The following is a 12,979-nucleotide window of genomic DNA, read 5'->3' on the forward strand; positions in this document are numbered from 1 at the left end:
GCTTTTTGAACTATAGAACATATATACAAACATGAGTCAGGAAAACCTGAAAGGCACCCCACAGCACGAAGAAGTTTCTTCCACCAAACAGCCATTGACCGTCGACCAAGGCTTTGAGCCATCCCGTCGAGGCGGTCATGGACGTGCTTTTTCTTTTTTTGTGGCACGCCGCTATTTGTTTTCCAAGAAAAAAACACACGCCATCAATGTCATATCCCTTATTTCCGTTATTGGCGTGGCCATCGCCACTATGGCGTTGGTAGTGGTGTTATCGGTTTTCAATGGTTTTCATGACCTTGTGGCTGGTTTCTTCACCAACTTCGACCCACAACTCAAGGTCACACCCCTCAAGGGCAAGACAGTGCCTGCCGACGATCCCGTTTTAACTCAAATTAGTAAGATGCCACAAGTGCAAGTGGCCACGCAGACCGTGCAAGACATAGCCTTGGCTGTGTACCAAGACAAGCAAGCCGTGATCACCCTCAAAGGAGTAGATGACAATTTTGACGATCTCACCCACATCAACGAGATTCTTTATGGCGATGGTGAGTTTCAGTTGCACACTGCCAACTTGCAATTTGGTACGCCGGGCATACGCTTGGCGCAGACTCTTGGCACTGGATCGTACTGGCCCAATTTTATGAAGCTGTACGCACCCAAGCGTGATGGCCAGTTAGACCTTTCCAATCCGGATGGTGGGTTTGTGGTAGACTCGCTCATTTCGTCGGGTGTCGTATTCGCCGTGAACCAAAGCAAGTACGACAAAAACTACATGCTCACCAGCCTTGGATTTGCTCAAAATCTGTTTGGCGTGCCCGGTATGGTTTCTGCTTTGGAGATAAGGCTCAAACCGGGGGCTGATATCGATCAGGTGAAAGCCGATATGCGTAGGGTAGCCGGAGAGCGATTCAAGGTGCAAGACCGTTTTGAGCAACAAGCCGATACGTTCAAGATCATGCAGATAGAAAAACTCATGGCCTACATATTTCTCACGTTTATCCTCGTGGTGGCATGTTTCAATATCGTGGGTTCTTTATCCATGCTTATCATAGACAAGAAGAAAGACGTGGTCACCCTGCGCAATTTGGGCGCGACAGATAAACAGGTCAACCGTATTTTTCTATTCGAGGGACGCCTCATCAGTGTCATAGGCGCCATTGTGGGCATATTGCTCGGCTTGCTGATGTGCTGGTTGCAGCAAGAATATGGCTTTGTCAAGATGGGTAAATCTGATGGCACTTTCGTTGTCAATGCCTATCCTGTGAGCGTGCATTATGTGGACGTGTTCTTCGTTTTCATCACCGTTATAGTGGCGGGATGGCTCGCCGTGTGGTATCCAGTGAAAACATTTGCCAAGCGAAACCTTACTATTTGAGCGCAAAAATGGTAGGTGAAAATATATGACAAAACCTCTTTTGAAAATCGCGTATTTGCAAATGACAAGCATCTTGGCCGCAAATACGCGATTTTTGAGTATGTTTTTTATTGTGCTGTGAATAAGGCAGATATGCCATTCTTGCTATTTTCGTGTTCAAAAAACATTACGCATGTTTTGCCATTAAGTATCATTCGCCTTTCGATTAGATACCAATGGGCATGGCATTGGTGCTTTATCACACTGCCATTAAGACTTAAATGGAGCGCGAATAAGCTTTTATCGCATGGAATAGGGGTTTCGATTTAGGCAAGAGCGACATGCGGAGCTCGTAAAAATAGCTAAATACCGTCCTAAAACGCCCATGTCGCACCATACGTTTTTAGTGACTATTATTTTACATTTATTTTGCTTCCAAAATGCTTTGGTCGTTTATGCTCATGCAATGACATTCGCCATTTAGGTCGCGAATGTAATCGCTCATCTGTTCTTTGGGATACTCGGCCAAGTTATGCCGCAATGAGAGAAGGCGGTCGGCGTGCTTAAAGGCAAGCTCAAGGTCGTGGGTTGAGAGCAACACTATCTTGTCGAGTTGGTTGGCCAAGCGTCTAAGCATGACCATAGTCTGCACTTTGCTTGGATAGTCAAGGTAGGCCGTGGGCTCGTCAAGGATAATGATAGGTGTTTGTTGGGCCAATGCTTTGGCTATCATAACCTTTTGTCGCTCGCCATCACTCAGCGCGTCGAACTGCCGATTGGCAAAGTGTGTCAATTCGGTTACTTGTAGAGTCTTGTCCACAACCATCTCGTCCGCAGTGGTCAACCGACCGAAAAAGCCAGTGTAAGGCAGTCGGCCCATAGCCACTACCTGCCGAACGGTGAGCAGCCGAGCGTCGGGGCGCTCGGTAAGCACCACAGATACCATTCGCGCCAACTCTCCCGGCGTCAGCGTGTCAAGGCTTATGGCACGCCTTCCGTCAGCCTTGAAGGTCACATGTCCCGCTTTGCAGGGTTGCAAGGCGGCTATCGTACGCAGCAGCGTTGACTTGCCCACGCCGTTCGTGCCAATCAGGGCTGTGAGCTGTCCGCTTCTTATCTCAGCGGTGAGACCGCTCTTGACCACCTTGTTTTTGTAACCAATGGCGAGGTTTTCAAGTGTGATAAGGCTCATGTTGTATTGTTAAAACAGGTAGCTAATTGGCTGAGAAGTATTTGCTTACAAACTCTCTCACAATTTGGGTATATTCTTTTTTGTGGTCGTGGTAGCTCTGCGCATGGGCGGAGCCGGGTGCCACGTACAGCCGTTTGACACCAGCCTTGGCCCGGTACAAGTCGTAAACCATCGACGTTGGCACGTAAGTGTCTTTGCCACCATGAATAAAGAGCATGGGCTTGTGGCATTTTCTCACTTGGTCTATGGGCGAGTTCTCGCCAAAAGACCATCCGTATTTCAGTTTGCAGAGCGTCGATGTGGTATACATCAAGGGGAATGGCGGCAAGCCAAACTGCTCTTTGAGCTGGTAGGCGAACAAGTCCCAAGCAGAGCTATAGCCACAATCGTCCACAAAACACTTGACCGCGGCCGGTGTCTCGTCGCCCGATAGGTTCATCGTGGTGGCTCCTCCCATGGACACGCCGTGTACCACAATGTTGGCGCGGCCAGTGCTGTCGCGAAATAGCGAGTCGGCTATGAGCACCCACCTCAACACGTCACGGCGCTCCTTCCACCCCATCTGCACGGCCTTGCCCTCGCTTTTGCCGTGGGCATGAAGGTCGGGCAGCAGTACGTTGAAGCCCAAATTGTGATTGTACATATAGCCCAAATGGAGCATGCCCACGGCGTTGTCTGTATAGCCATGCACCACGACGGCCACGCGATTGTTCTTCTGGCGCGCGGGTATGAAGATGGCATGGTGGCGCTCGCCGGTCTGCATGGTCACGAAAGTGTCGCGCAGGGCCTTGACCTGTCGCAAAGAGTCTATCCATGGTTTTAACTCTGGATAGATGGCTTCCATCTGCGCATACTTGGCCTCGTAGCTACGCATGCCCTTGTTCTCGGGCGTGAGCGAGTAAGACAACATATACACACTACCTGCCAAAATGACGAGAAAGAGCAGCCCAACCACAAGGGCTGCGCAACCTAAAGATTTACGTTTCATGGGGAATGGATTTTTCTAATTCTTTGTTAATGTCGTCCAATGTCATTTTCTTGGAACTTCTCATCCGGTCAAAGCCCTGCCCATACACGCCGATGGCGGCGCTTTGTGCCACGAATGCGTTGGGGTCGATATTGTCTATCAGGTCGAAAATGAAAGCTGATTCCGATTTTTTGGCGATACAAAACACCACCTTGATATTCTTTTTGGAATAGAAACCCTCGCCGTGTAACGTGGAACAACCACGCTCGGCGATTTTGTTGATGGCCTCGCCTATCTCCTGATAATGGTCGGATATGATGAAAAACAGCACGCTCTGGCGTTGCAAGTTGACCACGTAGTCTACGCATTGTGCGATGATGAAAAGCAATACGTAACTGTAGAGCACTTTCTCCCAATCGCGCAACACCACATAGCTCGATGTGATAATGAGCATGTCGCACAGCAAGATGACCCTGCCCAATGACACATCACGGTACTTGTGGACGATGGCCGCTACCACGTCGGAGCCTCCGGTGCTCCCTCCGCTGGACAATCCGAGCCCTACGCTCACACCCATGAATATGCCTCCAATCATGCAAGCCATGAACTTTTGGTCGGCCAACAGGTGCAAGTCAGGGGGTAAAAAGATTACCAAGATCTTGGAAGCAACTGTGAAGACCACAACGGCAAAGATGGTCTTGGCGCAAAATCTCCATCCCAATATCTTCAGCGCCACAAGGAACAATAAGAAGTTGAGGGCGAAATATGTGTAGTAAACGGGTACACCCGTACCCCAATTCACGATTTGTGCTATACCCACGATGCCGCCCATGGCAATCTGATTGGGTTGTAAAAAGAGGTAAAGACCAATCGCACCAACAATCATAGAGAGGGCTAACATACAATAATCTCGTATGGTATGGTAGGTGGCTTTACGTTTTTGCTGCAAAGTTTTCATAGTAAAAAGTTTTGTGTTTTGTAATATTATTCGGTTGATACAAATTGGATGCCTCGACCAGCTTGATGCCATACTTGTGTCATCTTGGTGGCTTGGTAAGTAAAAATCGTACACAAATTTACATAAATGTTTTGTATATCCATCTCTTGGAACATCTTTTTTTGTATAACTAAAATAATAAAAAGCGTAGATATACAAACTCCATACGGGTTATTTGGCTCTATGGAGAAAATGGAATAAGGAGAGAATAACATAAAGTTTGTCACCATTTGTTTGGTTCTTATGATAATTTGCGCATACATGCGCTACAGATGCGAGACATGAAAAAATAGTGCATGAAAATCTAAGGCACAAGCATAAAGGCAAAAATAAGCTCCTATCACCCCATAATCTATAATCTTTTTTGTAAATTTGCATCACACATTATAATATTATATATACAGGAAGCTATAACGATGAATATAGAAAAGCATATCTTCGATGCGGCGTGTCAAGCCATACAGCAACTCTACGGACAAGACGTGCCTGCCCAAATGGTGCAGTTACAAAAAACCAAGGCAACGTTTGAGGGACATCTCACCTTGGTGGTTTTCCCCTTGTTGAAAGTTTCTCACGCCAAACCCGAGGACACTGCACGCCAGATAGGCGAGGTACTCAAGCGCGACTGTGACGCTGTGCAAGATTTCAACGTGGTGAAAGGATTTCTCAACCTCGTCGTATCTCCCCAAGCGTGGGCGAGCCTGCTCAACGATATCAACGCCAATGATCGTTATGGCGAGACGCCTGTCACGGCCGACAGTAAGCTCTATATGGTGGAATACTCATCGCCAAACACCAACAAGCCCCTGCACTTGGGGCACGTGCGAAACAACCTCTTAGGTTGGAGCTTGGCGCAAATACAGCAGGCCAACGGGCGCAAAGTGGTAAAAACCAATATCGTGAACGACCGGGGCATACACATTTGCAAGTCGATGTTGGCTTGGCAAAAATGGGGAAATGGAGAGACGCCAGCCTCAACAGGTAAGAAAGGAGACCACCTTATTGGCGATTATTACGTGTCTTTCGACAAGCACTACCGTGAGGAGGTGGCCGCGCTCAAGGCCAAATACACGGCGGCCGGCATGGACGCGGAGCAAGCCGAGGCAAAGGCCAAGGTCGACGCGCCACTTATCAAAGAGGCGCATGACATGCTCGTGAAATGGGAGCAGGGCGACGAGGCGGTGCGCCAGCTGTGGAAAACCATGAACAGCTGGGTGTACGAGGGCTTTGACGAGACCTACAAGGCGCTTGGCGTGGGCTTCGACAAGATATATTACGAATCGGACACTTACTTGGTGGGTAAGCAAAAGGTGGAGGAAGGGTTGCGCAAGGGCCTTTTTGTTCGCAAGGATGACAATAGCGTATGGGCCGATCTTACCAGCGACGGACTTGACCAAAAGCTCTTGTTGCGCGCCGATGGCACCAGTGTTTACATGACCCAAGACATTGGAACGGCCACATTGCGTTTCAAAGACTATCCCATTGACAAGATGATCTACGTGGTGGGCAACGAGCAGAACTACCACTTCCAAGTGCTATCCATCCTGCTTGACCGTCTCGGTTTCGCTTGGGGAAAGGACCTCGTGCACTTCTCATACGGCATGGTGGAGCTTCCAAACGGCAAGATGAAGAGCCGCGAGGGCACTGTGGTGGACGCGGACGACCTCATCGACACGATGATAGCCGACGCGCGCAAAACCAGTGACGAGCTTGGCAAGTTTGCCGACATGAGCGAAGAGGAGAAGAATGAGATAGCTCGCATTGTGGGACTGGGCGCCCTGAAATACTTCATCCTCAAGGTAGACGCACGCAAAAACATGCTGTTCAACCCCGAGGAGTCTATCGATTTCAACGGAAACACCGGCCCATTCATCCAATACACCTACGCCCGCATACGTTCCGTGCTACGCAAGGCGGAGGCCGATGGCATCGGCTTGCCTGCCACCCTACCGGAGGATACCACACTCAACGAGAAGGAAATAGCGCTTGTGCAAAAGATGGACGATTACAAGACAGCGGTGAAAGACGCTGGCGACAACTACAATCCGGCGGGTATCGCCAACTACTGTTACGAGTTGACGAAAGAGTTCAACCAGTTCTACCACGACTACAGCATACTCAACGCCGATACGCCCAAAGAGAAAGTCACGCGTCTGGTATTGGCCAAGAACGTGGCCAAGACCATCAAAAACGGCATGTCGCTGCTTGGCATAGAGGTGCCCGAGCGCATGTAGGCAACTTGTTCTATCTCAAACACATTAACTTGCCCATGCTTGTCAACCCTCCTGATTATCGCCAAGACACCGTGCTTCCCCTCCCCCCCGAGGTGGAGGCCAACGCTTGGGCGGTGGATGCCGCTTGCTCCGGCAACCCCGGACCAATGGAATATCGCTGCGTGGACCTTGCCACGGGAGCCGAGGTGTTTCGTTTCGGTCCCATGCGCGGCACCAATAACATAGGCGAGTTCTTGGCCATCGTGCACGCTTTGGCACTGATGGACAAGCGCGGCATCAAGGACAAAGTGATCTATTCTGACTCATACAACGCCATTTTGTGGGTGCGAAAAAAGCAATGCAAAACCAAGTTGGAGCGCGATGCCAATACCGAGACACTCTATAACATCATCGACCGTGCGCAACATTGGCTGCGCGCTCACAACGTGCAAACTCGCATCATTAAGTGGGAAACCAAGCATTGGGGCGAGATTCCAGCCGATTTCGGCAACAAGTAATAAACCACTAATCAATAATTTCGTTCACAATATTTAACGTCAAGGCGTGAAAAATAGGGCGTTAAATATTTGGTTTATATTATAAACCTATTTATCTTTGCAACGTAAAGCATTGGGAGAGGTGATGGATCCAACCTATTTACTCGTGGTTTACAAAATGAGAAAATAACAACAAACATTCTTTAACCACCTAAAAAGCAAAGATTATGGAAACGATGAACGAAAAATTGACAGCGGAACAAAATCTCAACCTTATCCGCAAGACCATTGAGGAAAGTCGCCTTGAAATTACTCGGGGCATGTGGCGAGGCTTGTTGCTTTGGGGCTTGAGTGTCACGGTTATCGCCCTTGTAGTGGGACACTTGTGGCAAAACACCTCAATGGGACCTCGCGCCAATGGCTTTTGGGGACTATTGGGATTGGTGGCGATTGTGGAAAATCTCGCCAACAAGAACAGACCCCGATTGCCACAAACATTTGTTAGCAAGACTATCTTGCAGGTTTGGAGCAGTTTTGGCATCACTGCCGGTTGCATAGGTTTTATACTTGGCGTGTTTATGGGCTTCTGCCAAAACCTGATCATCAACACATCTTCGTGCGTTGCCCTCGATGCCAACGCCTACATACCCATCACCGCCATCATTATCATGTCGATGGGCGTGGCTGGAATGATTACGGGCAAGGTGCTTGCCAGCAAGGCCATCACCATATGCAGCTTCATAACGGGCACTGTGGGCAGCGTGCTCGCCTTGTTTTTGATTGGTCCAATGGAGATGGTTGTGTTGGCAGCGGCATCGCTCGTAGGGTTGGTAGTGCCTGGCATTATCATCAAATTGAGGGAGGCTTAATTATGTTCAGGCCATTAGACCCATTATTGCACAGCGAGTTGCGCTTGGCTGTTATGTCCATTCTTATCGGCATCGATGAGGCCGACTTCCCTTATATCAAGGAAAAGACGGGCAGCACGGCGGGCAATCTCAGCGTGCAGATAGACAAGTTGCAGAAGGCGGGCTATATCGACGTTGAAAAAACATTTCGAGGTCGCAGGCCGTCCACCATCTGCCGGATGACAGAAAAAGGCCGCGATGCCTTTTCGGAGTATGTCGAAGCGCTTGGTAGTTACATCAAAGACGTTGCTAAGTAGTCACTACAAATGTGAAAATGGCAAGGCCATTGACCAATGGTCTTGCCGTTTTTTTAAATTTTCCAAGCCTCATCATATAGAGCGTTGCTGGCAACGTGCGTTCCACGTAGCGCGTCATGCCAAGATCGGAGAAATGGATGCCGTTTGTCGTTGCCTCGCCATCAACACCTATCAAACGCTCAGAAAGGAGCGGTGTGACGCATAGGACGTCTTGCCTTTGCGACTGGCTGAAATGTCATGGATGGAGGAAATACACTCGAACAAGCTGCACATAGAGTATAGGTCAACTGTAAATGCCGCGCGACACTCACTGTTGTGCGTCGTCTTTTTTAAATTCTGATATGGCATTGGTGGTTTGACCGCACAATTTACATATCATTTTTGTGGCTAAAAATGTTTTTACTCAAATAAATTTCATATATTTGCGAAAAGAACCTAAAACTCTCAAGACTTATGATGCAGGAACTGATAGACACGCTACACACCGAGCAATGCTCGCTCGCTATTTTGCACGAGGGAAACATTCGTACTTTCGACGGTCATGGCGTGCGCCGTCTATACAATATTATCAATGACGAGCCAGAGTTATTCTTGGATGCCAAGGTAGCCGTGAAAGCCGTTGGACGGTCAGCGGCCAGAATGATGAAAGAAGGAAACGTAGCCGAAGTTTATGCCGATGTAATATCGCAACAAGCCTATGATGTGCTGCACGACGCTGGCATAGCGGTAAGTTTCGAGAAACGAGTAGACCATGCCACCTTCTTGCGTATATGGCAGAAGTTGGGCGAATTGGAAAAAGAAGAGTTGGCTATGTGCTGAAAATGAATGCTCTTTGAGCATTATGCCACAATAAAAACTATACCGTGCGAGGGTCGACTCCCCAGTATCGCTCAGTATAGTTTTTATTGTTAGCTTGTGCGTGCGGCCATTACGCCACGTCGTGTCACCTTCTATTCAGGCAAACTTTGTTTCACGCCCATGCGCGATTCCACCACGTTCACCACGTAATCGCCAAGTTTCTCACACTCTTGTATAATGTCCATGTACATTGTGCCCACCGCGTAGGTGTACGCATGGTTGTTGATGTCTGTGATGTTCTCGGAACGAAGTTGATTGCGATAATTGTTTATTTCGTTTTCTATGTTGAATGAACGCGTGGCATCAAGATCTTTTTTGTAGCCGTTAAGCAATATGTTCATTTGGGTAAGAGCGTCGTCTGTCAGCTCGAACATTTGGTGCAGGTGATCATATTGTGCCTCGATAAAATCTTCCGAGTTGGTTCTGCATCGCTGTATGGTGCGCGCGATGTTGTTGCACGAGTCGCCTATGCTCTCAAGCTCTGATATCTGTCTGAGCATAGATCTTATCTTTCCTTTGGTGTCATCGCTAAGATGGGCTGCACTCACTTGGTCCAAGTATTTGGCTATCTCTATCTCCATAGAGTCGGATATGTCCTCATACTTGTCTATACGGGCATATATTTTCTTAAATTTGTCCATGTCTCGCTCCATCAACAGCTCTCTTACCATGCCAAACATGCGGTGTATGCGCTCTGCGAAACTCATGATCTCTTTCTGTGCCTCCAGCACTGAGAGCTCAGGAGTTTTCATGATACCCACTTGGATGAAACGCAAACGGAAGTCTTCTTCCTCAACATTGGCCGTGGGCTTGATGAGCCAGCATACCACCTTCTCTATTTGAGGTATGAACCAAATGAGCAAGAGGGTGTTGGTAACATTAAAGCATGTGTGGAATGCGGCAAGCACAATGGGCAGGATGGCGGCTTTCTCGGCCACGGTATAACTGTTGCTTCCCGGTGCGTATCCCACCAAATTGCATACCATGTTGACAAATGGATAAAACAAACAAAGCACCCAAATCACGCCCACCACATTGAATACCAAGTGGGCCAATGCCGCACGGCGAGCTTGCGTGTTGGCCCCAAGGGCGGCAAGATTGGCCGTGGCCGTGGTGCCCACATTCTCGCCCATGACTAATGCGATGCCCAAGTAGATAGGCAGCACGCCCGTGGAGCAGAGCAATATGGTGATGGCCATCACCGCAGCGGAGCTTTGCACCATGCAAGTGATGACGGTGCCGATAAGCAAGAAGATGAAAATGGAGATGTAACTGCTTGTGTCGAAACTGGAGAAGAAATCGATAGCTCCTTGGTTGTGGGCCAAATCAAGCTCGTCCCCAGCCTCACTAAGCAGCACCAAAGAGAAGAACAGGAAAGCGATACCAAACAAAAAATCGCCCACGTACCTGCTTTTCTTGGTATATATCAGCACGATGCCGATGAGAAATGCCGGGAAAACAGCCATCGTGAGATCCACTTTGAACCCAAGAGACATAATCCATGCCGTGAGCGTGGTGCCAATATTGGCACCCATGATAACCGAGATGGCTTGTGCCAAGGTGAGCAATCCAGCATTGACAAACGACACGGTCATGACCGTCGTGGCTGATGACGACTGTACGGCGCATGTGATAAACGTACCGGTGAGCATGCCGGTGAAACGGTTTGTGGTCATGGCCCCAAGGATATGCCGCAGTTGCGACCCGGCCATTTTTTGAAGGGCTTCGCTCATTACCTTCATACCGTAAATGAGAAGGGCAAGCGAGCCGAGCACCTTCATAAAGATTAACAAATAGCTTTCGCCCATCGTGTTGATACTATGAAATAGGTGATACAATAATATTGCAAAGTTAATAAAAAGTGTCATAAACCCCCGCTTTTATCGTTTTTATTTAACACGAGGATATACAATAAAGTGAATTTAATGTGACAAAGTCTCTATTTAGTGGTATTTTATTTTTTTTATAATATCGGTTAGTTGGCCATTCATAAAAGATTGCATACCTTTGGAGAAACTATTAGAAAAAAAAGATGAAACCAAGCATACTGATACGCTGCAAAAACAATCACCAAACGATAGCGGTACCTATTGGTACCACGTTGTCCGAGGCTTTTCGCATGATGAAACTAAACATGGACCATGGACCAATTTGCGCCAAGGTGAACAACAAAGTGGAGGGCATGCACTACCGAGTGTACCACAACAAGGATGTGGAATACTTGGACATTACATCGGGCTCGGGCTCGCGCAACTATGCGAGGACGCTGTTTTTCGTGCTGTGCAAGGCGGTGCACGATTTGTATTCGGGCAGCGAGGTGGTCATAGACATACCCGTAAGCAATGGTTATTACGTGGATTTGCAGATTGGCCGGCCCATTTCGCGGCACGATGTTGACAACATCCGTGGCCGCATGCAGCAGATTATCGACGCCAAAATACCTATTGCCCGACATCAAGTACCCGCGGAAGACGCTATCAGCATGTTTGGAAAAAAAGGGGATGAGGCCAAGGTGAAGTTGCTCAAGAGCGTTGGAAAAATCTACACCACATACTACTCCATTGATGATTACGTGGACTACTACTACGGTTCACTGCTCACCAACACGTCAAAGATATACCTTTTTGGGTTGGAAAAATATTACGATGGATTGCTATTGCGCATACCTGACAAAAGCAATCCAGGCATATTGCCAGAAATTATACAACAAGATAAGATGTTCGAGATATTCAAAGAGCATCACAGCTGGCAGAAAATAATGGGTGTTAGAACAGTGGGCGATTTCAATGAGACAGTGCAAGAGGGGCATTCCACCGACTTGATACACGTTTCCGAGGCCCTTCAAGAAAAGAAAATAGCGCATATCGCCGACGACATTGTGGCTCGCAAGGATGTCAAGTTGGTTTTATTGGCAGGACCTTCATCATCAGGAAAGACCACCACCTGCAAACGGTTAAGCATACAATTGTTGGCCAATGGCATGAAAACGCTGCAGATATCGCTTGACGATTATTTTGTGGATCGGGAGCGCACACCGATTGACGAGAATGGCGATTACGACTATGAGAGCATCCATGCCTTGAACCTTCCGCTCATAAACGCCCAGTTTAACGCTCTGTTCAATGGCGAGGAAATAGTGCTTCCTAAGTATAATTTCCAAACAGGAACAAGCGAGTCGAGTGGCAAAAAAATAAAATTGGAAGACCACCACGTGCTCATCGTGGAGGGCATACACGCTCTTAACCCAGAACTCACGGCTGCGATACCCGAAAAAATGAAGTATCGCGTCTATGTATCGGCGCTAACCACCATCCTGCTTGACGACCATAACTACATTCCAACTACTGACAACCGACTGCTCAGGCGTATTGTTCGCGACAACAAATATCGTGGAGTGAGCGCACAAGAGACTATCAGGCGATGGCCCTCCGTACGCGCTGGCGAGAACAAATGGATTTTTCCCTATCAAGAAAACGCCGACGCCATGTTCAACTCGGCGATGATTTTCGAACTTGCCGTCATTCGCCAGCAGGCCCAACCACTGTTGGAACTGGTACCCGAAAACTGTGAAGAGCACGCCGAGGCCTACCGTCTGAGCAAGTTCTTACAGTATTTCCATCCCATTCCAAACAGAGACATTCCGCCCACAAGCTTGTTGCGAGAGTTTCTTGGAGGTAGCTCTTTCAAATATTAGAGAGTGCGACAAGCTCTGGCGAAACCTTCTCTCGCCAACCAG

At 48.3% G+C, this 12,979-nt stretch carries 11 protein-coding genes; 7 read left to right on the forward strand and 4 right to left on the reverse strand.

Going from position 1 to position 12,979, the window contains the following annotated elements; genetic code table 11:
* Positions 1 to 31 precede the first annotated feature (31 nt).
* The gene (locus C7379_RS08665) at positions 32 to 1,375 is read left to right on the forward strand and encodes an FtsX-like permease family protein (RefSeq protein WP_116616961.1); all 1,344 of its coding nucleotides are present in this window, start codon (positions 32 to 34) and stop codon (positions 1,373 to 1,375) included.
* Positions 1,376 to 1,778: 403 nt separating this feature from the next.
* Here C7379_RS08665 and C7379_RS08670 read toward each other — a convergent pair whose 3' ends face one another.
* The 3 genes from C7379_RS08670 to C7379_RS08680 are packed head-to-tail and all read right to left on the reverse strand — an operon-like array spanning position 1,779 to position 4,471.
* On the reverse strand, positions 1,779 to 2,546 hold the full coding sequence (locus tag C7379_RS08670) for an ABC transporter ATP-binding protein (RefSeq protein WP_116616962.1): 768 nt from the start codon (positions 2,544 to 2,546) through the stop codon (positions 1,779 to 1,781).
* 22 nt (positions 2,547 to 2,568) lie between these two features.
* Positions 2,569 to 3,534, reverse strand: a complete 966-nt coding sequence (locus tag C7379_RS08675) for an alpha/beta hydrolase (protein ID WP_116616963.1) — start codon at positions 3,532 to 3,534, stop codon at positions 2,569 to 2,571.
* On the reverse strand, positions 3,524 to 4,471 hold the full coding sequence (locus tag C7379_RS08680) for a YitT family protein (protein ID WP_116616964.1): 948 nt from the start codon (positions 4,469 to 4,471) through the stop codon (positions 3,524 to 3,526). Before C7379_RS08680 ends, C7379_RS08675 begins: the two co-directional genes overlap by 11 nt.
* Positions 4,472 to 4,926: 455 nt before the next feature.
* On the opposite strand from C7379_RS08680, the gene argS reads away from it, so the two are divergent.
* The 5 genes from argS to C7379_RS08715 all read left to right on the forward strand — a co-directional run bounded on the left by argS (position 4,927) and on the right by C7379_RS08715 (position 9,204).
* Positions 4,927 to 6,744 carry an arginine--tRNA ligase gene (gene argS / locus C7379_RS08690; protein ID WP_116616966.1) on the forward strand — a complete coding sequence of 606 codons (1,818 nt, stop codon included), beginning with the start codon at positions 4,927 to 4,929 and terminating at the stop codon, positions 6,742 to 6,744.
* Between the two features lie 35 nt (positions 6,745 to 6,779).
* Positions 6,780 to 7,241: an RNase H family protein gene (locus tag C7379_RS08695; protein ID WP_036893097.1), complete on the forward strand. Its 462-nt coding sequence runs from the start codon at positions 6,780 to 6,782 to the stop codon at positions 7,239 to 7,241.
* Between the two features lie 206 nt (positions 7,242 to 7,447).
* A complete protein-coding gene (locus C7379_RS08700; protein ID WP_116616967.1) occupies positions 7,448 to 8,089 on the forward strand; it encodes a hypothetical protein in 642 nt (213 codons plus the stop codon).
* 2 nt (positions 8,090 to 8,091) lie between these two features.
* Positions 8,092 to 8,385 carry a winged helix-turn-helix domain-containing protein gene (locus tag C7379_RS08705; RefSeq protein WP_116616968.1) on the forward strand — a complete coding sequence of 98 codons (294 nt, stop codon included), beginning with the start codon at positions 8,092 to 8,094 and terminating at the stop codon, positions 8,383 to 8,385.
* Positions 8,386 to 8,838: 453 nt separating this feature from the next.
* Positions 8,839 to 9,204, forward strand: a complete 366-nt coding sequence (locus tag C7379_RS08715) for a DUF1893 domain-containing protein (RefSeq protein ID WP_116616970.1) — start codon at positions 8,839 to 8,841, stop codon at positions 9,202 to 9,204.
* A 131-nt stretch (positions 9,205 to 9,335) separates the two neighbouring features.
* Here C7379_RS08715 and C7379_RS08720 read toward each other — a convergent pair whose 3' ends face one another.
* Positions 9,336 to 11,051 (reverse strand): Na/Pi cotransporter family protein, encoded by a 1,716-nt coding sequence (locus C7379_RS08720; protein ID WP_116616971.1) that lies wholly within the window; start codon positions 11,049 to 11,051, stop codon positions 9,336 to 9,338.
* A 224-nt stretch (positions 11,052 to 11,275) separates the two neighbouring features.
* Between C7379_RS08720 and C7379_RS08725 the strand changes: the two genes are divergently transcribed.
* Positions 11,276 to 12,937 carry a nucleoside kinase gene (locus C7379_RS08725; RefSeq protein ID WP_116616972.1) on the forward strand — a complete coding sequence of 554 codons (1,662 nt, stop codon included), beginning with the start codon at positions 11,276 to 11,278 and terminating at the stop codon, positions 12,935 to 12,937.
* The last annotated feature ends 42 nt before the right edge of the window (positions 12,938 to 12,979 follow it).

Origin of the sequence: Hallella colorans (genome assembly GCF_003096815.1) — a bacterium.
Lineage (GTDB): Bacteria > Bacteroidota > Bacteroidia > Bacteroidales > Bacteroidaceae > Prevotella > Prevotella colorans.

What these genes read in the sequence shown, in the direction of transcription:
- C7379_RS08665 (WP_116616961.1), top strand. Translation starts at nt 32, where the DNA reads ATGAGTCAGGAAAACCTGAAAGGCACCCCACAGCACGAAGAAGTTTCT.
- C7379_RS08670 (WP_116616962.1), bottom strand. Translation starts at nt 2,546, where the DNA reads ATGAGCCTTATCACACTTGAAAACCTCGCCATTGGTTACAAAAACAAG.
- C7379_RS08675 (WP_116616963.1), bottom strand. Translation starts at nt 3,534, where the DNA reads ATGAAACGTAAATCTTTAGGTTGCGCAGCCCTTGTGGTTGGGCTGCTC.
- C7379_RS08680 (WP_116616964.1), bottom strand. Translation starts at nt 4,471, where the DNA reads ATGAAAACTTTGCAGCAAAAACGTAAAGCCACCTACCATACCATACGA.
- argS (WP_116616966.1), top strand. Translation starts at nt 4,927, where the DNA reads ATGAATATAGAAAAGCATATCTTCGATGCGGCGTGTCAAGCCATACAG.
- C7379_RS08695 (WP_036893097.1), top strand. Translation starts at nt 6,780, where the DNA reads ATGCTTGTCAACCCTCCTGATTATCGCCAAGACACCGTGCTTCCCCTC.
- C7379_RS08700 (WP_116616967.1), top strand. Translation starts at nt 7,448, where the DNA reads ATGGAAACGATGAACGAAAAATTGACAGCGGAACAAAATCTCAACCTT.
- C7379_RS08705 (WP_116616968.1), top strand. Translation starts at nt 8,092, where the DNA reads ATGTTCAGGCCATTAGACCCATTATTGCACAGCGAGTTGCGCTTGGCT.
- C7379_RS08715 (WP_116616970.1), top strand. Translation starts at nt 8,839, where the DNA reads ATGATGCAGGAACTGATAGACACGCTACACACCGAGCAATGCTCGCTC.
- C7379_RS08720 (WP_116616971.1), bottom strand. Translation starts at nt 11,051, where the DNA reads ATGGGCGAAAGCTATTTGTTAATCTTTATGAAGGTGCTCGGCTCGCTT.
- C7379_RS08725 (WP_116616972.1), top strand. Translation starts at nt 11,276, where the DNA reads ATGAAACCAAGCATACTGATACGCTGCAAAAACAATCACCAAACGATA.